Below are 22,763 nucleotides of genomic sequence, written 5' to 3'. Positions count from 1 at the left end.
CCTCGTGATGGGGCACAGTCAGTGCCATGTCAACGCCGACTCTCACTCTCTCCGACGATCGTCTGCTGCCTCGCGAACCTTCCGCGTTGGCCGCTGCGCGCGAAATATACCGGTCCACGAAGGGTCTGCCTATTATTTCTCCCCATGGCCACGTTCCGGTGTCATGGATTGCCGACGATATAGCATTCACTGACCCAACGAGCCTCCTTATTACCCCCGACCACTATGTGAATCGTTTGCTGCACGCCAACGGTGTCGATCTTGAAGACTTGGGTGTCGGACGAACGATGAACGAGGAGGACAGCCGTAGGGCTTTTCGGATCTTGTGTGAGCACTGGCGTGATTTTGCCGGGACGGCCATGCGGTACTGGCTCGTTGATCAACTTGTCGGCATTTTTGGCGTCACCGAGCGTCCCAGTGGTGAGACCGCTGATCGGATCTACGATTCCATTTCTGAGCGGATCGCTCAGCCGGACTTTCGCCCCCGTGCCCTCATGGACGCCTTCAACATCGCCTTCATCGCGACTACCGATGACCCCTGCGATGATCTTGACGACCACGCGCGATTAGCTGCTGACAAGACCTTTAACCGTCGTGTTGCACCGACCTTCCGCCCTGATAAGTACCTGGAGCCGGCAGCTGAGGGCTGGACCGACCTACTCGCCAAGCTGTCTGAGGTGAGCGGTTGCGACGCGACGACGCTCGACGGGTTCACCGCTGCTATGGAAAGTCGCCGTGCCTACTTCAAGGATCATGGTGCATCTTCCAGCGACCACAGCCACCGTGATCTGGGCACGGTCATCCTTGACCATGATCGGGCTGCGAAGATTTTTGCCGACTCAGTCGCGGGCCGGGCCACTGTCGAGGAGATGACCCTCCTGCGTCGGCATCTCTTTACCGATCAGGCGAGGATGGCCAGCGAAGATGGCTTGACGATGACGGTCCATCCTGCGGTTCACCGCAACCATGACACCACCGCTTTTCGTCGTTTTGGAGCCGATATTGGCTCCGATGTCCCGGTGGCCCTGGAGGCCGTCGACTCCTTGCACCCGTTGCTCGACAGATTTGGCAATACTGACCTCAAGCTGGTCATTTTTACAATCGACGAGACCCTCTATTCGCGAGAAATCGCACCCTTGGCAGGGTGGTATCGCAGCCTCTATATCGGTGTGCCCTGGTGGTTCATTGACGCTCCCAATTCGGTGATGAGATTCAAGCATGCCGTTACTGAAATGGCCGGATTCAGCCGGGTGAGCGGCATGATCGACGACACCCGTGCTTTCTGCTCAATTCCGGCACGCCACGATATGAGCCGGCGCCTGGATGCCGCTCACCTCGCCGAGCTGGTGGTTTTGGGCAGGATCGACCTTGACGAAGCTGTTGAGATAGCCCACCGGCTCGTTGTGGAGCAGCCCACTCGCGTCTTTGGGCTCTGATTCGCAGGAGATGCCATGAAACTGAATCTCGACTCTCTACACCGCTCCACACTGGCGAATGCTGGTATCAGGGTTCCCGTCTTCGACGTTGAAAAAATGCGTCGTCAGGCCCATGATCATCCGCATTGGATGCACATTGGCCCGGGAAATCTCTTTCGTGTCCATATTGCCCGGCTCGCTCAGGACATCATGGAATCCGGCACTGAGCAGTGCGGTATCGCCGCGGTGGCACCGCGGAATCCACAGCGCCTCGATTGCGGTCTCGGCGAGCATGATCTGCTGACCCTTGGAGTAACGTCATATACCGATGGTCACACCGATTTTGGGGTCATCGCGTCGGTCAGCGAGGGGTTAGCATACCGGCGTGCTGACGATTTTGACCGCATCTGCGAGATCGCGTGTGCAGACGCCCTGCAGATGATCACCCTGACGATCACTGAGAAGGGATACCAGCTCAACAGATACGACGGCTCTTTCCAAGATGCCGTTACCGAGGATCTTGGTCGCGATCCGATGACTGACCCCATGTCGACGACAATGGCCTTGGTCGCTGGCTTGCTTGTACGACGCTTCTACGCTGGTGCGACTCCGGTGGCTGTCGTCTCATGTGACAATTTTTCCCACAACGGCGACAAGTTACGCACTTCAGTGCTGACAATCGCCGCAGAGTGGCAGAAGAGAGGAATTATCGAGCCTGAGGCGGTCACATGGCTGTCCGAGAAGGTCGCCTTTCCGATTTCGGTCATCGACAAGATCACCCCGGTTCCGTCACAGAGCGTCGCAGAGCGGTTAGCATCGATGGGATTCGAGGATATGGCCATCGACGCTCATGCCGGAGTGGCGGGATTCGTCAACACCGAGCCTGCCGAATATCTCGTCATTGAAGATTGTTTCCCAAATGGACGTCCGAAGCTAGAGAAGGCTGGAGTTCACTTTACAAATCGTGATGTTTGCGATCGATTCGAGCGGATGAAGGTGACGACGTGCCTCAATCCTTTGCACACTGCTTTGGCTATCACCGGAGTATTACTGCGAAAGCCTACTATCGACGACGCTATGAAAGATCCTAGCTTAGCAGGATTAGTGCATTATCTGGGGTGGAAAGAGGGACTCCCAGTCGTCAGTAACCCAGGGATTGTTGATCCGCAAGAATTCCTGCGTGAGGTAGAAGAGGAACGTTTCCCTAACCCGTTCCTTGGAGATACGCCGAGTCGCATTGCTACCGACACCTCACAGAAGATTCCGATTCGTTTCGGCGAGACGGTTAAATCGTACCTAAACGATAGCACTCTCGATATTAAATCTTTAAGGGCTATCCCGTTTGTCTTTGCTGCTTGGTGTCGGTATCTCATGGGTATTGCTGATGATGGTAAACCGATTGATCTTTCCCCTGACCCACTGCTCAAAGACTTGAGGTCTATTATGGATGGTGTCCATCTGGGTAACAACGACCCAAAGATCATTTTCCCTATTCTCAGTCGTGCCGATATCTTTGGCGTTGATCTAACACTGACACCCCTAGCTGACATTGTGGGGGAATACTTTACTCGACTGACGGCCGCTCCTGGTGCTGTGAGGTCGGTTCTGGACAAGGAGTTTAACCAATCATGAAGATGACGTTTCGGTGGTACGGACCGGAGACTGACCCCATCACATTAGAGAACATACGCCAAATTCCGGGAACCAGCGGGATCATGGGTGCAATGGACTGGATCCCAGTTGGCGATGTCTGGCCAGAAGACGATATTTCATCGTATGTCCGGAAAGTTAATGATGCTGGCCTGGAATGCGAAGTCATTGAGTCCGTGAACGTCCACGAAGACATTAAGCTCGGTAAGCCGTCCCGTGACACTTATATCGCTAACTATTGTAAGACGTTAGAGAACCTTGCTGCTCATGGAATTAAGGTGGTCGTATACAATTTCATGCCGGTCTTTGATTGGCTGAGAACGGAGCTTTTTCATCGTAATGAGGATGGTTCTACCTGTCTTTACTACGACCACGAAGACCTAAAGAACCTCACACCGCAAGACATCGTTAAGGCCACGCTTGACTCGTCGGCGTTCCCCCTTCCTGGATGGGAACCTGATCGCCTAGCTGACCTCGACGACGTCATGTCCCAATACACCGGAATGACACCGGATGAGTTACGTGATAACTACCGTTACTTCCTCGAGGGCATAGTCCCTACATGTGAGAAAGTCGGTATTCGCATGGCCGTCCATCCCGATGATCCCGCATGGGATATTTTCGGGATTCCTCGCGTAGTGCACAGTGATTCTGACCTGCAGAAAGTCGTCGATCTTGTTAACTCACCGGCGAACTCCCTGTGTGTATGTGCAGGGTCGCTTGGATCGAATCCAAACAATGATGTTCCTGCCATATTTACGAAGTACGGTGGTATGGGACGGGTCGCCGCTGCTCATGTCAGAAATGTGAAATTTCTGGGGCACAAGAAATTCAAGGAAGCCGCGCATCTGTCCAGTGATGGGTCCCTGGACATGTACGCCATCATGAAAGCAATCCATGATCATTGTCCAGATGTCTACATCCGCCCGGATCATGGCCGGATGATCTGGGGAGAGGTGGGTCGCCCAGGCTATCCGTTGTATGACCGGGCGCTGGGTATCACCTACCTCAATGGCTTATGGGAGGCCATCGAGAAGGCATCTACGCACTGAGACTTTGGATTACAGGAAGGGGCGATGCGGCCCTCGGCTGTACGCCTGGCATGGCACCCGTCCATCGCCCGGGTTGGTGGCGTCGAAAAATACCCGCTGGAAGTGGAACACGTCACTTCAGGAGGTGATCTGCTACCTGGCGGGATTTTTCGACCAGTTCTCGTTCGATAGGAAGGGCGCATCGAAGGGGTGGCGGAAGCGGGTGTAGACAGCGGAGTTTGGGATAGCTTCGGCGGCACGGTGTTGGCTACCTGTCACACGGTGTTGGCTTGCAACAGATGCAACGATCGTCTGAGGAGGTTCGTTACGGATTTCTTTGTGGGATTCTCGCCTTGAATCGTGTGAAAGGCACTGGGTCGACATAGCAGGGGCTCATTGCACAGCTAGGATTCTTGCGAGCTCACCATGATGGAAGGCGATAGGGCTATGGCTGGTGTAACGACGACACCCTTCAAGGGTCAAGATGGCCCGAGAGCGCGTCAGCTCGCGATCGCCGAAGCCGTTGTCCGGGCGGGGTCAGTCAGCGTTGACGAACTCGTTGAGGCCACAGGCGTTTCCGCTATGACGATCTACCGAGATCTGGCGTCACTGGAGGCCAGCGGCGTGCTGCAACGCCACCGCGGTCGAGTCGTTGCGGTTGCCAATGGCTTGCACGAGGCCGACGCTACTTTCCGTCTAGAACAAAGCTCCACTGATAAACAGGCGGTAGCTGAGCTCGCCGGGGCACTGATCGCCCCGGGTAGCTCGATTATGCTTGATGACTCGACGTCAGGAGTGTGGCTGCTGAGGTCCTTGGGAGACCACTCGCCATTCACGATTGTCACGAACTCGTTATTAGTGGCTGACGAAGTTATCTCAAGAGGTTCGGACAAGCTGGTGATCACGGGCGGGGAGTACCAGGCGTGGGCTAAGTCACTGATGGGTCCTGCCGCAGTCCGAATGATCCGGTCGATGCATGCTGATGTGTGTTTCTTGTCGGCGTCGGGGATTTTTGAGGCAGGGTGTTACCACCCTTATCAGGAGGTCGTCGAGGTTAAGCGCGCCATGCTCGAGTCCGCAGAGAAACGAGTTCTGTTGCTCGATCACACAAAATTCGGACGACGCGCGCTGTTCAAGTTTGCAGATCTGACGGAGTTTGATCATGTCGTGGTCGACGCTCATACCCCCCGTGGAATCATTGATCGATTGTGTGATCTTGGGGTTCATCTCATGGTTGTTGGCGACGACTCGAGCGACGATTGAGGTCCTGTGGATGCCCGATCTGCCGGGCATCATCAGCTGACGACGATGCGTGAATGGACAAGCCACGTTGGCATTACATGGGTCGCTGATGCCTCCACGCTGTGCTCGTGCTTCTTGATCGCTTGAGGTCTATCTGCGGTGGAATCCACACCCAAGACCCTCGTTTTTCACATGTATAGTGTTAGTATTAACATCATGAGGCGTTGAGTCTCGCATCTGCACCTGCGGGACTCCTCAGCACACGGCAACGAAACATGGAGGAATCATGGGACTAAGAATCGTCGTGGCAGCAGATCCGGCGGCAGTGCAGTATAAGGATGCTATTAAGGCTGATCTTGAAGCCGATTCGCGAGTTGCCGAGGTTATCGACGTCGGCGTCCAGGAGGGTGATAACACTCTGTATCCGCACATCGGCGTCAAGGGAGCTCACGTCATTAAAGACGGGAAAGCCGACCGCGGCATTTTCCTCTGCGGCACCGGAATGGGCATGGCTATCACAGCCAATAAGGTGCCAGGGATCCGCGCCTGCACTGCCCACGACTCGTTCTCTGTGGAGCGACTTATTATGTCTAATGACGCTCACGTTCTGTGCCTAGGACAGCGTGTTATCGGACTCGAATTGGCTCGTCGTCTAGCGCGCGAATTCATTGGGTACACCTTCGACCCGAGCTCTCATTCTAAAACGAATGTCGACCTCATTACTGGATACGAATCAGGCGACATTGCCGAGGAGGCGACTTTGGGTTGCTAATGCTGGCGTGGTCGCTGACGCCTGCATCTTCATATCTCGGATATCTGAACCACTCCTGGGCGACATCTCCAGGATTCCCGAAACCATATGCAGCACCGCCGCTTCATATGGACACTCGATCGCGGGTAGGCCCCGCCCTCATAAAGGAACACTGATGTTCACCACTTCTGCTGGAGTTTTCATTTTCGGACTTCTCGCCGCCATCGCCGGCGGTGCGGTAGGAGCTGCCATAGGCGGTAACTACGCTTTCGTTCTTACCGGGTTTTGCGTTCTGGCATCGTGGGGCATTTTTGCCGCAACCGGAAATACTTTTGGCCTGGACTACCTGGCTTTAGGCCCATTCATGGGTCCGCATGTCGCCTTCGCTGGAGGCGTCGCAGCAGCCATTTACGCCCGGTACCGCGGTCGCCTCGACGATGGCAAGGATGTCAATACCCCGCTGGCCGGAATCGGCCGCCCTGACATCCTCCTCGTTGGCGGCCTCTTTGGCGTTTTTGGATACCTATGCCAGATTGGCGTCTCGAACATTCCGTGGTTCGGCAAACACACTGACTCCGTCGCTCTGACGGTCCTGCTCTCCGGTTTGCTCGCCCGCCTAATGTTTGGCGGCGTCCCCGGAAGGGGCATATTCCGTGGTTCTTTGCACAACCCGGAGCTCTTCCATGAAGGAGCCGCTACTTTTCCGGCTAAGATCAAGCCGGGCCCCAACGGACGGTGGCTAGAGTGGCAGGAAAAGCCTAGTCAGCTTCTGACGATCGGTTCCCTTTTTGGCGTCTTTGCCGGCGGTGCGTCTCTTTTCCTTGCTGCGAATGTTGGTGCTCACCTCACGAAACAAGGATTCGCCAACAATGCGGCTGCCCTCAACGCCAATAGTTTCTGCTTCGGGATTTCGGCCGTCATTATTCTGTTCCTCATCACCAACCGGAACATGCCGGTTCAACACCACGTGACGAATATCGCCGGTTTGGCGGCAGTGCAGTTCTTCCCGTTGCTCATGGGTAAGAGCATCGGCACCTACACCTGGACCGCCACCTCAACGTGGGATTCCCACACCTGGGGGATGGCAGCCATCGCCCTGCTTATCGCCGCTATTTTCGGCATCTTTACCGCCGGTCTCGGCGAGTTCTGTGCCCGGCTGTGGTACGACCGCGGCACCAGCCACATTGACCCGCCAGCTGCTGCCATATGGCTAAGCAACACTGTGGTCGTCACGCTGGCTGCTTTGTTCGCCTGATCTAAGGAAAGTAGCAACCATGAACGACGTTATCGACGCACCAACCGAATTCGCTAAGGCCTATGTTTTCGACATGGACGGCACCATTTACCTTGGCGATCACCTATTGACTGGTGCCCGCCGTATGGTTGAGGAGTTGCGTCGTCGAGGGATTCCGGTGAGATTTCTTTCGAACAATCCAACGAAGGATCCGGGCCAGTATGTCGAGAAGCTTGGAAAATTGGGATTGGCAACCGCTATCGGGGACATTTCTAATACCGTCGTGACGACGACGCGCTGGCTGGTGAACAATCACCCTGATGCTAAGGTCTTCGCCATCGCGGAGGAGCCCCTCAAACGGAGTCTGCAAGAGGCTGGAATTGAGCTATGTGATGATCCTCAGAAGATTGACATCGTCATAGCGTCTTATGACCGCACATTCGACTACCGCAAGCTACAAATCGCCTTTGACGCTATCTGGTATTACCAGCGCGCTTTCCTCATTCAGACCAATCCAGACAGGTTTTGTCCCTTTCCTGGCGGTCGTGGTGAGCCCGACTGCGCTGCTATCACCGCAGCTATCGAGGCCTGCACCGGACAGCAATGCAAGATCAGCTTGGGGAAACCTTCTCCGGTGATGCTCACCGAGGCATTGTCCGGCCTCAGCGTTGAACCTTCCGAGTGCGTCATGGTTGGCGACCGCCTGCAGACAGACATCCAAATGGCTCTCGACACTGGCATGAAATCAGCGTGCGTGCTTACCGGCGAGGCTACTGCTGAAGACATTGCATCCCTGGACGCCGACCACCGTCCCACGTGGACTCTTGATCGCATTGACCGGCTGATCCCTGCCTCGGTGTGGCAGGAACTCGGCTGGACCGAAGACAACGCCTAAGACGACGGCGGGGTTGCGTGCATGGTGGCCACAGCCCCGAAAAGACACACTCACAGGAGACAACGATGTTGAACAACGGACCCTACCTTTTGGGCATTGACTACGGTACAGAGTCGTGCCGAGTGGCAATTTTTGACCTTGAAGGACGCCCGCTGACTTTCGCAGTGACTCCCTACAAAACCACCCATCCTCGCCCAGGGTGGGCTGAACAGGATCCCGAGGAATGGTGGAAGGCGCTGCAAGCGTCGTGCCACCGTGCCATCGCCGCAGCTGGAATATCCCCGGCGGCGATCGCCGGTATCTCCTACGATGCGACGACGTTGACGATGGTGGCCATGGACGAGCGCGGCAATGAACTGCGTCCAGCCATCATGTGGATGGACGTCCGTGCTACTGAGCAAGCCGCTCGAGCTGACGGGTCCGACTCAGTTGCGCGTCTCTACAACGGTGCCGGAACCTCGTCGGCTACCGCCGAGTGGTATCCCTTCAAAGCGGCATGGCTGCGTGAGCATGAGACAGAGACTTACCGCAAAGCCGTTCACCTCGTCGACGCCCCGGATTGGGTGACGTACAAGCTCACCGGCGAGTGGACGACGAACATCAACTCTGCTGCCATCCGGATGTACTACAACCGCGACAAGGGTGGCTGGCCAGAAGATTTTTACGAAACCATCGGGTGTGGTGACGTTTTTGACAAGATCTCAGAACGAGTCCTTGATCTGGGCACCCCGGTTGGCACGCTCGGCACAATACCGGCCCAGTTGCTGGGTCTGCGTCCGGGAATTCCAGTCGCTCAGGGACTCGGTGACGCCTGGGCCGGTCAAATAGGTCTCGGCGTGTTGGCTCCAGGTTCGATGGCTCTCATCACCGGTTCCTCGCACGTTCTCACTGGTCAATCCAATGTCGAGATCCACGGCAACGGGTTCTTTGGTGCCTACACTGACGCCGTCATGCCTGGTCAGTACACCGTCGAAGGAAGCCAGGTTTCGACCGGTTCGGTACTCAAGTGGTTCAAGGACAATTTCGCGGCCGACTACACGGCAGCTGCTGAGAAGATCGGCCTCAATCCCTATGATGTCCTTAATGAACAATCTAGAAATATTCGGCCGGGCTCAGACGGCCTCATCATTAATGAGTATTTCCAAGGAAACCGCACCCCATACACCGATTCTAAAGCTCGCGGCATCATTTGGGGCCTATCACTTATGCACACTCCGGCACACTTCTACCATGCCATTCAGGAGTCGGTCTGTTACGGCACAGCCCACAACTTGCGCGCCATGAAGGCTGCCGGTTTCGAGGTCAATCGCATGGTTGCATGTGGCGGCGCGACCAAGAGCCGCGACTGGATGCAAATGCACTCCGATGTTAGCGGAGTCCCGATCGCGCTGACCGAGGTTGGTGACGCCGTCGTCCTCGGCACCTGCACGGTGGCTGCTGTAGGCGCTGGCCTGTTCAAAGATTTACCTGAAGCTGCCGCGCACATGGTTCATGAGATTGACCTCGTTGAACCTCGTCAGGACCGGCACGAGGAGTATCAATACTACCTGGATAAATACTGCGATACCTACCCGAAATTGCGCCCCATGATTCATGACATGGTCGATCACGAGGCCAACAAGAACTGACGACCATACTGATCAGAGGAGAGATAATGTCTGAATTGATTGACAAGGCATTAAATGATTGTGACGACACGGATATCGTAATCATGGGTCACGATGTGCTCGATGAAACTGGGCATGTGTTCAAAGAATTGTTCGGTGACGCAAGGGCGATCGTCATTGCCGACGAGAATACGTGGGCCGTTGCTGGCGAGCAGGTCACAGCGTCGTTGACGGCCAATAGGGTCGAGACCGTCGAACCGATGGTCTTCCCAGGACGCCCCACGGTCTACGCCTGCTACGAGAACATCGAAAAGATCCGTGACCACATCCGTGATCTCGACGGGGTGATTGCCTGCTCAATCGGTTCGGGCACCCTCAATGACCTCACCAAGCGAGCCAGTGACGAGTTGGGCCGCCGCTATATGAATGTTTGCACGGCGGCCTCGATGGATGGGTACGCCGCCTTTGGTGCCTCCATCACCGAAAACGGCTTCAAGCACACCATGAGCTGCCGAGCCCCGCAGGCCCTCATCGCAGATCTCCCCACGATGGCCAGCGCACCTCGCCGATGCACCGCCACTGGTCTAGGAGACCTCATCGAGAAGGTGCCAGCGGGAGCCGACTGGATCCTTGCCGACGAACTGGGTATTGAGCCAATTAATAACGAAGTCTGGGATCTTGTCCAGGGCCCACTCGTCAGCGCGATTGGTGATCCCGAAGGCCTGGCCGACGGAAAACCGGAGGCATTTAATGGTCTCATCGAAGGCCTAGTGATGTCTGGTTTGGCGATGCAGAAATACCGCATTTCGTCTCGTCCAGCCTCCGGCGCAGGCCATCAGTTCTCCCATCTGTGGGAAATGGAACACCTCGGTATGAACCAAGAACCCCCACTAACACACGGGTTCAAAGTGGGTCTAGGAACCATTTCGGTGCTGGCTCTGTGGGAGAAGGTAGTGGACCACGATTTCACTACCCTCGACGTCGAGGCTGCTGTTGCTACCTGGCCTTCCGCTGCGCAGATGGAAGCCAAGGTGCGTGCCAGCTTCACCGGTGACATGCTGGAGCCCGCGGTCAAGCAGACCATGGATAAATACATCGATGCGGGTGCGCTGCGTGAGCGCCTAGAGCTTGTGAAGTCTCAGTGGCCGACGATTCGAGAACGCTGCCGTGCCCAGGTGATGCCCGCGGCTCGCGTGGAGGACATTATCAAGGCTGTCGGGGGTGTCTATCACCCGGCCCAGATCGGTCTGACCCGGCAGCGCTTCCACGACACTTACTACCGGTGCCAAATGATTAGGTCGCGTTACACGTTGCTTGACCTGTTGGTTGAGACCGGGACCATCAGCGACTTCGTCGAGCCGCTGTTCGAGCCTGACGGGTTCTGGGGACAGCGTCCCTGGCCGCAGAGCTGACACGCAACGATCGTCGTCGGGTGGGGCCGGTTAATGTGCCCGACCTCACCCGACGACTGCACCAAGGAGAAGGTCATGACAGACAAGTTCGTGGTGGGGCTGGATTTTGGCACTCTGTCGGGACGAGCTGTTGTCGTCAGAGTGAGTGACGGTACTGAAATGGGCACCGCTGTCCATGAGTATCGTCATGGCGTCATGGATCGGGTGCTGAGTGCTGCGGACGGTCAAAAATTACCGCCCGACTTTGCTTTGCAAGACCCCAGTGACTACATCGAGACTCTGGCGGCAATTGTCCCCGCCGCTGTCACAGCTGCAGGTGTTGAGCCCGACGACATTATTGGTATTGGAGTGGATTTCACGTCCTCGACCGTGATTGCTGCGACATCTGACGGCACCCCGATGTGCCAGCTGCCAGAATTCGTCAATAACCCTCACGCCTGGGTGAAGTTGTGGAAGCACCACGGCGCCCAGGACCAGGCAGACCGCATTGTCAAGCTAGCCCAGGTGCGCCGGGAGTCATGGCTAGCTCGCTACGGAGGAGTTTTGTCTCCCGAGATGCTGGTGCCGAAGGTGTTAGAGACCCTCGAATGGGCACCTGAGGTGTATCACGCCACCGACGTTTTCTGCGATGCCGTTGACTGGATCACGTGGCAGCTTACCGGGGCTCTGACGTTTGCTCAGGGCGATTCTGGGTACAAACGGATGTACCAAAATGGCGAGTACCCGTCCAAGGAGTTCCTAGCGAACCTCAACCCGGAGTTTGCCGACGTTTTTGACACCCGCATGAACGCTCCGGTGCTGCCTTTAGGGGCCAGGGTGGGTGGCCTGACGTCAAAATGGGCCGAGCAGCTCGGTCTGCCGGCTGGAATTGCGGTGGCCAGCGGCAATATCGACGCCCATGTCACAGCAGCGGCTGTCCAGGCTGTTGAGAACGGACAGATGACTGCGATCATGGGAACCTCTGCCTGCTACGTTGTCTCGGATTCCCAGGCTCGGGATGTGCCGGGAATTTTTGGCATCGTCGATGGTGGGATCATTGAGGGATCCTGGGGCTACGAGGCCGGGCAGACTGCGTTCGGGGACCTTTTCGCTTGGTTTGTCGACAACTGCGTCCCCGCCTCGTACACCAGCGAGGCCGAACGTCGGGGGATGAGCATCCACGAATTGCTCACCGAGAAGTGCGCGCATCAGGAGGTTGGTGAGCATGGCCTCATCGCGCTGGACTGGCATAACGGTAACCGCTGTGTGCTGGCTGACGCCAAGTTGTCCGGGATGATTCTCGGCCAGACCCTTACCACCTCGCCGGAAGACCAGTATCGCGCCCTGCTGGAATCGGCAGTTTTCGGCGCTCGCACCATCATTGAGTCTTTCCGTAAGTCGGGGGTTGACATCAACGAGCTCGTTGTCGCTGGCGGGCTGACGAAAAACACCTTCCTTATGCAGTTGCTCTGCGATATTTGCCGAGTGCCGCTATCAGTAGGCACAGCAGGGCAGCCGGGTGCCCGCGGCTCGGCAATTTTCGGTGCGGTAGCCGCTGGTGCTTACCCGGATGTGCGCGCGGCATCACAAGCCATGGGTGGTAAGGCCGAAGGCGTCTATCAGGTTGATGAGACGCGGGCCTTGCAGTATGACGCCTTGTACGCCGAATACGTTCGACTTCACGATTACTTTGGCCGCGGCGGAAATCAGGTGATGCATCGCCTCAAAGAGATACGACGTCAGGCCCGTCTTCGGGCACCGGAATCGACAAAAGTAGCGGGAGGCGACGACGATGCACACATGTGAGATGAGTATGACCACAAGTGCATAGCCGCAAGGATGCGAATAAGGTCGTTGTGACGACCTGCCCCCACCTATCCGCTGTGACGAGCGAACACACATCACACAGATCAGGCCTATAAGCCAATACGAGAGGAATACCGTGGCAACCGAACTGACGTGGACCGACACCGACAAGCTCGCTGTCGATACCGCCCGAGTGCTGGCGGCCGATGCCGTCGAAAAGACAGGTAACGGTCACCCCGGCACCGCTATTTCCCTAGCCCCGCTGGGCTACTTGCTCTACCACAAGGTGATGTCCATTGACCCGTCCGACCCGAATTGGCTCGGACGCGATCGCTTCATCATGTCGGCAGGGCATTCCTCACTGACTCAGTACACCCAGCTCTACCTAGCCGGGCTGGGGCTCGAGTTGTCCGACCTGGAGTCATTGCGAACGTGGGGGTCCTTGACGCCCGGGCACCCGGAATACGGCGTGACGAAATTCGTGGAAACCACCACCGGCCCGCTCGGTTCCGGTGTCGCTAACGCCGTCGGTATGGCCATGGCGGCTCGCCGTGAGCGAGGCTTGCTCGACCCTGACGCTGCTGCCGGTACGAGTCCGTTCGACCACTACGTCTACGCCATTGCCGGTGACGGATGTATGCAGGAAGGTGTTGCGTCGGAGGCGTCGTCGCTGGCAGGGACCCAGGAATTGGGCAACCTCATCATGTTCTATGACGACAACCGGATCACCATTGAGGGTGATACTGCCATCGCATTCTCGGAGAATGTCGAGGCCCGCTACGAAGCCTACGGTTGGCATGTCCAGCACGTCGATTTCACCAACGGCGGCACTACTTACGAAGAAAACGTCGAGGCTCTGATGGCAGCCATCGACAACGCTAAGACTGTCACTGACAAGCCGTCCCTTATCAGGCTCACCACTGTCATTGGCTGGCCAATCCCGGGGCTTGCCGGTCGAGCCCAGCTACACGGTGCGAAGATCGGTGCCGAGGGGGTTAGTGCGCTCAAAGAGAAGCTCGGCTTCGAGGACAAGCCTTTTGCCATCGACCTCAAGATGGTGCAGACGGTGCGCGCGGCTTTCGCTGAGCGCGGTAAAACCTTGCGCAAGGCTTGGGATGAGAGGTTCGCCGCCTGGCGGGACGCCAACCCCGACGGCGTCGCCCTGCTCGAACGGATGGTCGCCCACACATTGCCCGAAGGCCTCGACATCCCGACTTTTGAACCCGGTAAAATGAGCACACGCAAAGCGTCAGGGGCCGTCCTGAGTGCCCTGGGTCCACAGCTTCCTGAGCTGTGGGGTGGATCGGCAGACCTCGCCGGATCGAACAACACGACTATGAAAGGGGCCGACTCCTTCCTCCCCGAAGACCGCTGCTCCGAGAAGGATCCGGGTGGCCCGTACGGGCGCACCATTCACTTCGGTGTTCGCGAACACGCCATGGGAGGCATCGTCAACGGCATCACGCTGTCGGGTCTGACCCGCTGCTACGGCGGAACCTTCTTCGTCTTCTCTGACTACATGCGTCCGTCGGTACGCCTCGCGGCCCTGATGAAAGTGCCATCTATCTTCGTGTGGACTCACGACTCCATCGGCGTCGGTGAAGATGGCCCCACTCATCAGCCGGTCGAGCACCTCGCCTCTTATCGAGCCATCCCGGGCCTCGATATCGTCCGTCCCGCCGACGCTAACGAGACCGCAGTGGCGTGGCGCACGATTTTGGAGCACACCGACCGTCCCGCCGGCCTGGTTCTATCGCGCCAGGACCTGCCGACGATCGACCGCAGTGAATACGCCTCGGCTGAGGGGGTTGCCAAAGGTGCCTACGTGGTCTGCGAAGCCAGCAGCGATCCCAAGCTCATCCTCATCGGTACGGGGTCCGAGCTGTCGGTGGCTCTGGAGGCGCAGAAGAAGCTCGAGGGCGACGGCATCCCGACTCGCGTCGTCTCGATGCCATGCCAAGAATGGTTCGATGAGCAAGATGACGCGTACCGTGAATCCGTGCTGCCCAGCTCGGTAACTGCCCGGGTGAGTGTCGAGGCCGGTATCGCTTTGGGGTGGACGAAATACGTCGGCTACAAGGGGGCTTCGGTGTCTCTGGAACACTTCGGCGCTTCAGCAGCTGGGGCCCTGTTGTCTAAGAAGTTCGGGTTCACCGCAGATCACGTTGTGGAGGTCGCTCACACTGTGCTGTGAGACGGAGTAAGTCAAAGCGATGCCGAATCGACGCCGGGCGAGCCACGACGAGGAGATGCTCCACGTCGCGGAAATGTACTACTTCGAGCAGATGACCCATGCCGCCATTGCTCAGCGACTCTCCATGAGTCGTTGGACCGTCGGCAGGATCCTCGAGGAGGCTCGTCGTACTGGGATGGTCAAGATCACCATTGACCATCCCCTTGCCCGGCATCACCGACTCGAAACCGAGTTGGTTGACAATTTTGGATTACAGTCAGTCGTCGTCGTGCCTGTCCAGGCCAGTGACGAGTTGACCATGGAACTCGTCACCCGGACGGCAGCGCAGCGGCTGTCTGAATGGCGACCACGACCGCGGGTGGTCGCGGTCAGTTGGGGTCGGACCATGGCTCATGTAGCCCAGCATTTGGGATCGGGCTGGAACCCTGACGTCGTCGTCGCCCAGACCAATGGCGGGGTCGCCGTCACCAGAAATGATCTTGTCGGACGTTCTGTCGTTCGGATGGCCGAGCGCGGCCCAGGGCGGTCTCTTACCTTGCAAGCTCCTACGATCGTGGAGTCAGTGGATCTGGGGAATATGCTGCGGCAAGATGCGTCCGTTTCGCGCCCGCTGGAGGCCGCCCAAAAGGCGGATCTTGTGGTGTATTCACCTGGGGCAGTGAGCCTTGACTCGATTCTGGCGACGGCTGGCCACGTCACGACCGACGGTATTGAGCAGCTGCGAAATAATGGAGCTAGCGCAGACATCATGAGCCATTACGTTGACGTCAATGGCGATGTTGTTGATGAGGAATTGGATTCCCGCACCATCTCAGTAGACCTGGATTGCGTTCGGGTCAGGGGCAGAAAGGGCCATGGCCGTTTGCGAGGCCGTAGGGTGCTTGCCGTTGCATCTGGGGCAGAAAAAGCTGAGGCGATGGGGGCAGCCCTACACGGTGGCTTGTGTACCGACCTTGTTATTGACGCCCGTGTTGCCGAGCACGCCCTCCAGTGAAGCAGAGAGTCGACGACGATATGCACGGAAGTGCAGGCTGTTGACGAAAGTGAGACTCCTGCGTGCCCTGACGTTACCGTGAAACGCGTCGGGCCCACAGTCGGGCCAAAACCCACTTTCGGAGGTGCAAAGATGCTCAGGATTGCAGTGCTCGGTGCGGGTGTCATGGCCACCGCATTGACGTTCCCCGCTGTTGAGAACGGCAACGAGGTGAGCCTCATTGGAACCCATCTCGATGACGAGATTATCGATTCCATTCAAGCCACCCGGGAGCACCCGGTTCTTAAACTTAGGGTTGATGAGCGTGTCAAGGCCTACCACTTCGCTGATGCCGCTAAAGCCATAGAAGGAGCCGATGTCGTCATGAGCGGCGTCAATTCATTCGGGGTCAATTGGGCGGGAGAGCAGCTGGCTAGCCTAGCCACGCCCGGGCAGACCATCCTGTGTATAACCAAGGGCATGCAGGCCGACGAGGACGGCACCCTCCACATTTTGCCCGAGGTACTGAAGAAACGCATGGGGGACCTTGCCGATAAGGTCCACTGGGCAGCCATTGTTGGTCCGTCGATTGCCGGTGAACTGGCAGTGCATCGCGACACGTGCGTTGTGTTTTGTGGGGAGCAGCAGGAGATCCTCGACCGTCTTGCCAAGGCATATCGCACTGATTATTACCACGTCTGGACGTCTACCGACTTCGTCGGCCATGAGGTCGGTGCGTGTATGAAGAACATCTTCGCATTCGGTGGAGGTTTTGCTGCTGGCATGCTGGAAAAAGCTGGGCAGGCTGACGCTCAGTACGCCATGTATGACTACACTGCGGCACTTTTTGGTGAGGGTGCCCGCGAGCTTAAACAGATGGTTACCTTCATGGGTGGTGATCCGGAGGTCGCGACTGGTCTAGGCGGGGTCGGCGACATGTTCGTCACCACGATGGGCGGGCGCAATGTGCGGGCCGGAACTTACGTTGGTGCCGGGGTGCCGTTCTCGCAAATCCGTAATGTCACCATGAAAGGCATCACTCTTGAAGGTGTCGCGGCCATCGACGTGGTTGGCGAAGCGATTGAAAAGCTGACCCAGCGCGGGGTTGTTGCCAAAGACGATTACCCGTTGGTGCGGGCTCTATATGACATCGTCGCCCACGATGCTCCCCTTGATCTGCCCTGGAAGAAGTTCTTCGGCGGAGAAAAATGACGTGCTTGTCGGCATGATCCCTATCGAGGGGAGATGCGCCTCTAACCACGGATCGGTTGCGAAAAGTACCGAGTTGGGTGGGGCTTGGGCACTGTGGTTCCCGATGCCGCCTTGGGCCGGGATTTTTCGCACCGGGCGATGGCTGCCACCGAGGCGTTCACGCAGCAGCCTGAGAATCCGCTCGGCCATCGTGAACTTGGGGTGCTCAACGAGCCGCCACGACCTAGACTCGACTGGTCGTCTTAGAAAGGCTGTCATGAACAACGTCATCGAGGTCACCGACGCGACCTTCGCCTCCGAGGTTCTCGGCGCTTCCACGCCGGTCCTTGTCGACTACTGGGCCGACTGGTGCGCGCCCTGTAAGCAGCTCTCCCCGATCATCGAAGAGCTCGCTGGGACGTACGGCGACCGGATGGTCTTCGCCAAAGTCGACACCAACGTCAATACTCGGGTGGCTGCCGAGCAAGGGATCATGTCCCTACCTACCATCCAGGTATGGCAGGGCGGCCAGCTCGTCAAATCGCTGCAGGGCGGCAAGACGAAGAAGGCGCTAGTTAAAGTCATCGAAGAGTTTGTTGCCTGAGGAGGGGTCATGCCGTCTGCCACTAAGAAGGTTTCCTTGGTCCGTCGTAGTGGGGGCCGTTATACCGCCACTAACGCGCGTGGTGGTCAGATTCGGTTTGGGTCGGGTCAGGATGCCGAGTTCACCCCCGTCGAGCTGCTGTTGGCGGCAATCGGCGGGTGCTCATCGATTGATGTCGACACCGTAACAAGCCGCCGCGGTGAGCCTACCCAGTTCACCGTTTCCGTGTCGGGTACCAAACGCAGCGACGAGGAAGGACGGGCATCGTTGGGTGACATCGCCGTCGACTTCCGGCTGAGTTTTCCCGATACCGAGGAGGGGCGTGAGGCTGCAGGGCTGGTCAACCGAGTTGTCACGATGTCGCGCGACAAAAATTGCACCGTCTCGCGGACTGTCGAGGCCCCGACCCCAGTTGCATTCAGCATCGCCGGCGAGCCGCTGGACTAACGGGTTGCTTCATCGTATTTTCACGCGGAGTGTGTCCACGAGCGGCCTTCTGCGGACCTGACGGCGGCCGGATCCGGTGGCGAAAAGTCCCGGGCCCGGCCGTTTCGCGTCATCAGGAGATGAGATCTCGCGGGCAGGTGATGTTTTCTTCGGCCTCGGGGGCCTTGGGAAGGGCTGTCTGGGGACCGTGTGGTCTTCGAGAATCACCGAGCCAGGGACCGCGGGTGTCATTTTTCCCCGTAGGCGGGCGGTCACGTCACTTTTATGCGCCCGCTGCTCGGCGAGCGTTTATTTTTCTTTTCGATTGGCGGTCCGGGATTTCTGCCAGTCGTGGATCCAGCTTCATCTCACGTCACCCTCGTCACCCGTGTGATGCACAACGACCCCAGGATGCTCAGGATGATTGTTGCAATGAACAGTCCGGGATAGCCGACCGCCTTCACCAGGGCCGCGCCAATGCCCGGTGCGAAGACGATTGGCAGTGAATTGGCGGCGTTGAGGAAGCTGAGGTCGCGGGCGGAATCGTCGCGGTTGGGCAGCACCTCCACCATGAGCGCCCCGTCGACAGCCATATAGGTACCGAACGCGACCCCGCCCATCGCGGCGAAAATGGTGAGAGTCCACGGTTGGTTGACAAGGAGGAGGGGGATAATCCCAGCCCCGGCCACGAGCGGGGCAATCATCGTAAAAGGCTTGCGGCGTTTAATTTTGTCGGACCATGGCCCCGTGACGGCGTCGAGAATGATCGCCGTGATGGCGAGAACTGCGGAGTTGGTGGCGATGAGTTTTCCGGCGGCTGCTCGTGTCATGCCCATCGCATCGGTGGCGATGTATAGCTGAAACTGCATCACCATGAACAAAGAGATCACGAAGAGGAACCGACCGACCAGAATCCACCAGAACTGGCCGTCGGAAGGTGGTTTTATCTGGGCGCCGAATTGGTGCCAGGTGACGGGCGGACGGGGGGACTGGTTTCGTAGAGGGTGGGGTGGAAGCAGGAGCACCACGATGATGCTCGACGCCATCATCATCCATGCCGCTATCAGGAACCCGTGTGATGGGTGGGTCACCAAAGTCCCAGCGATCACCGCACCAATGATTTGGGCGAGGAGGTAGCCCGCGCCACCAAATGCTGAAACCTTACCGAGAACGGAGTCAGGGACGTAGTCCGGCGGCACGGCATTGAAAGCGCTGAGCATGCAGTTGAGCCCGCCCTGGTACACCATCTGCGCGATGACGAGGAGGGTGGGATTGCGGGTTAAGCCGATGCACGCGAAAGCCAGGGTGCCGACGATGGCTCCGCCGATGATCCATGGATTGCGTGGGCCGAACTTGGATCGAGTGCGGTCTGACAGTGTTCCAGCCAGGATCATGCAGATGACGGCAACAAGCGCGCCGGTAGTCGTGAGTAGGGCGAGATAATTGACCTTATCGTCGGGTTTGACCTCAGCGGCAAGTGCTGCCAACAGCGTGCTACCGGAAGCCCCGACGGCTGCCCACCCCAATTGTCCGATGAACATCACTGCGCCGAGGCGACCGGTATCGGGGTACCGCTTATGCCGGGGCTGAACAGCCCTTCGTTGGGTTGCCGTCATAGGGGTTAGCTCCTTTGCCAGCGAGGTGAGGGCTAGGCCGTCCTCCACAAAACCCTAGTATTACTAGGTAATGTAGAGCGCGGTTGCGCCGCGGTCGACCTGTGTGTGATTCGACCGCGGTGGGGGTCGAATATCCCGGTCCGCAATGGGTTCAGGCGCGGCTGCGCTCCACCTCTTCGCGAGGAGGGATTTTTGTTCACTACCGGCGGTGGGTTAAGGGGGAAGGGGTTGGTGGCTTTAGGCTGGGGCGGTGCCTCGGTCTCCACTACCCCAACGTCATGGCTTGGAATCGGCGTGGGTTTGCACACCCGATCATGGACAGTGCCGTCGGTTGGCGCAGGAACGTGGGGTTGAGGGCTGGCCATGGGTGACGATGCGGGAGTACCTGGTCGAGAAGCTCCCCAGGATGGGTGCCAGTCGTGTTGACGAGATGCTTCGCGAGGGAAGATTCGTTGATGAATCGGGGCGCTCGTTCCAGCAGGATTCGCCTTTCGTGCCCCAGACGTTCATCTTCTTCCACCGAGATCTACCCGTCGAGACCCCCGTCCCGGGAGAAATCGGCATCCTTTATTCCGATGAACGCATCCTCGTCGTCGACAAGCCACACTTTCTGTCCTCGATTCCCCGGGGAAGCCATGTCGTCGAGTCGGTTGTCGTCCGATTACGTACTCAACTGAACTTGCCAGAACTAACGGTGGCCCATCGCTTGGATCGAGTTACTGCCGGCGTGTTGCTGCTGACCCGGGAGCGCCAGTGGCGTCGACCATATCAGGAGATGTTCGAGCGTCGTGAGGTCGTCAAAAAATACCGGCTTGTAGCGCCGGTGGTGCACGATCCGGCTGGTGAGGGGATCGTCGCGACGAAAGGCGGCTGGCAGGTGAGGTCCCGGATCGTTAAAGAGAGGGGGATTTTGCAGGCTCGGGAGGTGCCTGGAGAGCCGAATGCCATCACCGATGTCGAATTGATAGGTGAGCACGGAGAGTTAGGCCTATATGAGGCCAGCCCTAGGACCGGCCGCACTCACCAAATTCGTCTTCATATGCAACGCTTAGGCGCCCCAATTGTGAATGACCCTTTTTACCCGGTAGTTCTCGACACCCCGATCGACGACTTCACCCACCCACTCCAGTTGCAGGCATGGCAGATGGGCTTTACCGACCCCGTCACAGGGGACCCGAGAGTTTTCACCTCGAGACTGAGATTGGCTGCCTGGATGTGAGAGAACATGCTCAATGCTGCTGGTTGGACGACAAAGGTCAGGTCACGCGGATGAGGAGCTGTGATTGCGCGGGCTGTGTGCACGTCATCGTTGTGCCTCTCTGCCATATGGCAGGCGCATTCTGGGCGCTGCGTAACGACGGCGGACCCACGCCACACACCAGCCGTCAAAAATAACCACCACTCCTGCGTGCTTAGCGTCGGGGAACCCTACTCGCGTCGATTTTTCCCGGGCCAGGCAGATGACGGGCTCAGCGATACCCGGGACCGTTGCGAAGTGATGAAAATCGCCCGGCAGTGCAGATAGCGGGAGAATTCCGCACCGCCGCCGGCCATGCTCGCATCAACGATGCTCAGACGGTGTGTTACAGGACTATCCCGTGTGCGAGTGCCCGCCCAATGCGTCAGCGACCAAGCTCAGCCAGGAACCGCTCGGCATCCAGGGCGGCACGACACCCGGACCCGGCTGCGGTGACGGCTTGCTGGTAGTGGGAGTCAACCAGGTCACCACAGGCGAAGACTCCCGGCACATTGGTGCGCGTGGACGGCTCAGCGCACACGACGTAACCAGCCTCGTCCACGTCAACTTGGCCGCGAACCAACTCGGAGCGAGGATCGTGACCGATGGCTTCAAAGACTCCAGCGACGTCGAGCTGACGCTCGACGCCGGTTTTAGTGTCGCGCAGCGTGATCGACTCAAGCTTCGAGTCGCCCTGCATGGCAACGATCTCGCTATCCCACGCGAACGTGATCTTCGGATCGGCTGCAGCACGGTCAGCCATGATCTGAGAGGCGCGTAACTGGTCGCGACGATGAACGAGGGTTACTGAGTTGGCGAATCGGGTAAGGAAGGTGGCTTCTTCAACTGCGGAGTCACCACCTCCCACGACGGCGATATCCTTTCCGGTGAAGAAAAACCCGTCACAGGTGGCGCACCACGACACGCCGCGCCCAGATAGTCGAGACTCATCCTCAAGCCCGAGTTTGCGGTAGGCCGACCCCATGGCAAGAATGACAACCCGCGCCTTGTGGGTATTCCCGTCGGTATCGACGACTGTCTTGATCTCGCCGGTGAGATCAACGTCGGTCACGTCATCGGCGACAAGCTCGGCCCCGAACCGTTCGGCCTGGGCCCGCATCTGTGCCATGAGGTCTGGGCCCATGATCCCCTCGGAGAAGCCCGGGTAGTTTTCGACCTCGGTGGTTTGCATGAGAGCACCGCCGGCATCCATCGACCCCTCGAAGACCAACGGTTTCAACCCAGCACGAGCGGTATAGACAGCGGCAGTGTACCCGGCGGGTCCGGAACCGACGATAATGACGTCGCGAGGTTCGTCGTTCCCCTGAGTGTCTGCGTAGACGACGTCAGGAGAGGGTTGGGTGGTGTTGTCCTCTCGGGAATCAGATAGTGAAATGCTGCCGAGGATGGTCTTGGGCACAAGTGGCTGGGTAGTCATGTCGTCTCCTGGTCGGTGACTGGTTCAAGGATCAACCTATCCAGCGCACAAAGCTGTCACGA

The 22,763-nt window shown here is 58.0% G+C and carries 18 protein-coding genes and 1 pseudogene; 16 read left to right on the top strand and 3 right to left on the bottom strand.

What is annotated here, in order from left to right:
* The first annotated feature begins 26 nt into the window (after nt 1-26).
* From uxaC to FYJ43_RS00870, 15 genes are all read left to right on the top strand, one after another.
* Complete coding sequence (gene uxaC, locus FYJ43_RS00940; protein WP_154561173.1) at nt 27-1,436, top strand: glucuronate isomerase; 1,410 nt, start codon at nt 27-29, stop codon at nt 1,434-1,436.
* A gap of 15 nt (nt 1,437-1,451) precedes the next feature.
* Complete coding sequence (locus FYJ43_RS00935; protein WP_154561171.1) at nt 1,452-3,047, top strand: mannitol dehydrogenase family protein; 1,596 nt, start codon at nt 1,452-1,454, stop codon at nt 3,045-3,047.
* Nucleotides 3,044-4,117, top strand: a complete 1,074-nt coding sequence (locus tag FYJ43_RS00930) for a mannonate dehydratase (protein ID WP_154561169.1) — start codon at nt 3,044-3,046, stop codon at nt 4,115-4,117. Before FYJ43_RS00935 ends, FYJ43_RS00930 begins: the two co-directional genes overlap by 4 nt.
* A gap of 426 nt (nt 4,118-4,543) precedes the next feature.
* Nucleotides 4,544-5,359: a DeoR/GlpR family DNA-binding transcription regulator gene (locus tag FYJ43_RS00925; protein WP_195839848.1), complete on the top strand. Its 816-nt coding sequence runs from the start codon at nt 4,544-4,546 to the stop codon at nt 5,357-5,359.
* Nucleotides 5,360-5,624: 265 nt separating this feature from the next.
* Nucleotides 5,625-6,110 carry an RpiB/LacA/LacB family sugar-phosphate isomerase gene (locus FYJ43_RS00920; protein WP_154561167.1) on the top strand — a complete coding sequence of 162 codons (486 nt, stop codon included), beginning with the start codon at nt 5,625-5,627 and terminating at the stop codon, nt 6,108-6,110.
* Between the two features lie 154 nt (nt 6,111-6,264).
* On the top strand, nt 6,265-7,344 hold the full coding sequence (locus tag FYJ43_RS00915) for a hypothetical protein (protein ID WP_154561165.1): 1,080 nt from the start codon (nt 6,265-6,267) through the stop codon (nt 7,342-7,344).
* A 19-nt stretch (nt 7,345-7,363) separates the two neighbouring features.
* Nucleotides 7,364-8,218 carry an HAD-IIA family hydrolase gene (locus FYJ43_RS00910; protein ID WP_154561163.1) on the top strand — a complete coding sequence of 285 codons (855 nt, stop codon included), beginning with the start codon at nt 7,364-7,366 and terminating at the stop codon, nt 8,216-8,218.
* A gap of 65 nt (nt 8,219-8,283) precedes the next feature.
* Nucleotides 8,284-9,846 (top strand): FGGY-family carbohydrate kinase, encoded by a 1,563-nt coding sequence (locus tag FYJ43_RS00905; protein WP_154561161.1) that lies wholly within the window; start codon nt 8,284-8,286, stop codon nt 9,844-9,846.
* A gap of 26 nt (nt 9,847-9,872) precedes the next feature.
* Entirely contained in the window at nt 9,873-11,237 is a 1,365-nt protein-coding gene (locus FYJ43_RS00900; protein WP_154561159.1) for a sn-glycerol-1-phosphate dehydrogenase, read from the top strand.
* A 75-nt stretch (nt 11,238-11,312) separates the two neighbouring features.
* Nucleotides 11,313-13,022 (top strand): ribulokinase, encoded by a 1,710-nt coding sequence (locus tag FYJ43_RS00895; protein WP_154561157.1) that lies wholly within the window; start codon nt 11,313-11,315, stop codon nt 13,020-13,022.
* A 136-nt stretch (nt 13,023-13,158) separates the two neighbouring features.
* On the top strand, nt 13,159-15,216 hold the full coding sequence (tkt, locus tag FYJ43_RS00890; protein WP_326833208.1) for a transketolase: 2,058 nt from the start codon (nt 13,159-13,161) through the stop codon (nt 15,214-15,216).
* A 19-nt stretch (nt 15,217-15,235) separates the two neighbouring features.
* A complete protein-coding gene (locus FYJ43_RS00885; RefSeq protein WP_154561155.1) occupies nt 15,236-16,210 on the top strand; it encodes a sugar-binding transcriptional regulator in 975 nt (324 codons plus the stop codon).
* A gap of 132 nt (nt 16,211-16,342) precedes the next feature.
* On the top strand, nt 16,343-17,401 hold the full coding sequence (locus tag FYJ43_RS00880) for an NAD(P)H-dependent glycerol-3-phosphate dehydrogenase (RefSeq protein WP_154561153.1): 1,059 nt from the start codon (nt 16,343-16,345) through the stop codon (nt 17,399-17,401).
* Between the two features lie 256 nt (nt 17,402-17,657).
* Nucleotides 17,658-17,984 (top strand): thioredoxin, encoded by a 327-nt coding sequence (trxA, locus tag FYJ43_RS00875; protein ID WP_154561151.1) that lies wholly within the window; start codon nt 17,658-17,660, stop codon nt 17,982-17,984.
* Nucleotides 17,985-17,993: 9 nt separating this feature from the next.
* Nucleotides 17,994-18,431: an OsmC family protein gene (locus FYJ43_RS00870; RefSeq protein ID WP_154561149.1), complete on the top strand. Its 438-nt coding sequence runs from the start codon at nt 17,994-17,996 to the stop codon at nt 18,429-18,431.
* 147 nt (nt 18,432-18,578) lie between these two features.
* Here FYJ43_RS00870 and FYJ43_RS00865 read toward each other — a convergent pair.
* Nucleotides 18,579-18,777, bottom strand: a pseudogene (locus tag FYJ43_RS00865) (alpha/beta hydrolase); the annotation flags it as partial.
* Between the two features lies 1 nt (nt 18,778).
* A complete protein-coding gene (locus tag FYJ43_RS00860; protein ID WP_154562047.1) occupies nt 18,779-19,951 on the bottom strand; it encodes an MFS transporter in 1,173 nt (390 codons plus the stop codon).
* A 448-nt stretch (nt 19,952-20,399) separates the two neighbouring features.
* Here FYJ43_RS00860 and FYJ43_RS00855 point away from each other — a divergent pair, with 448 nt between their 5' ends.
* Nucleotides 20,400-21,245 carry a pseudouridine synthase gene (locus tag FYJ43_RS00855; protein WP_154562045.1) on the top strand — a complete coding sequence of 282 codons (846 nt, stop codon included), beginning with the start codon at nt 20,400-20,402 and terminating at the stop codon, nt 21,243-21,245.
* Between the two features lie 403 nt (nt 21,246-21,648).
* Here the strand turns inward: FYJ43_RS00855 and trxB are convergent, their stop codons facing one another.
* On the bottom strand, nt 21,649-22,701 hold the full coding sequence (gene trxB, locus FYJ43_RS00850) for a thioredoxin-disulfide reductase (RefSeq protein WP_154561147.1): 1,053 nt from the start codon (nt 22,699-22,701) through the stop codon (nt 21,649-21,651).
* Between the last annotated feature and the right edge of the window lie 62 nt (nt 22,702-22,763).

The organism is Cutibacterium porci, from assembly GCF_009696315.1.
Taxonomy (GTDB): Bacteria; Actinomycetota; Actinomycetes; order Propionibacteriales; family Propionibacteriaceae; genus Cutibacterium; species Cutibacterium porci.
This window is presented reverse-complemented; position numbering and strand designations above follow the sequence as displayed.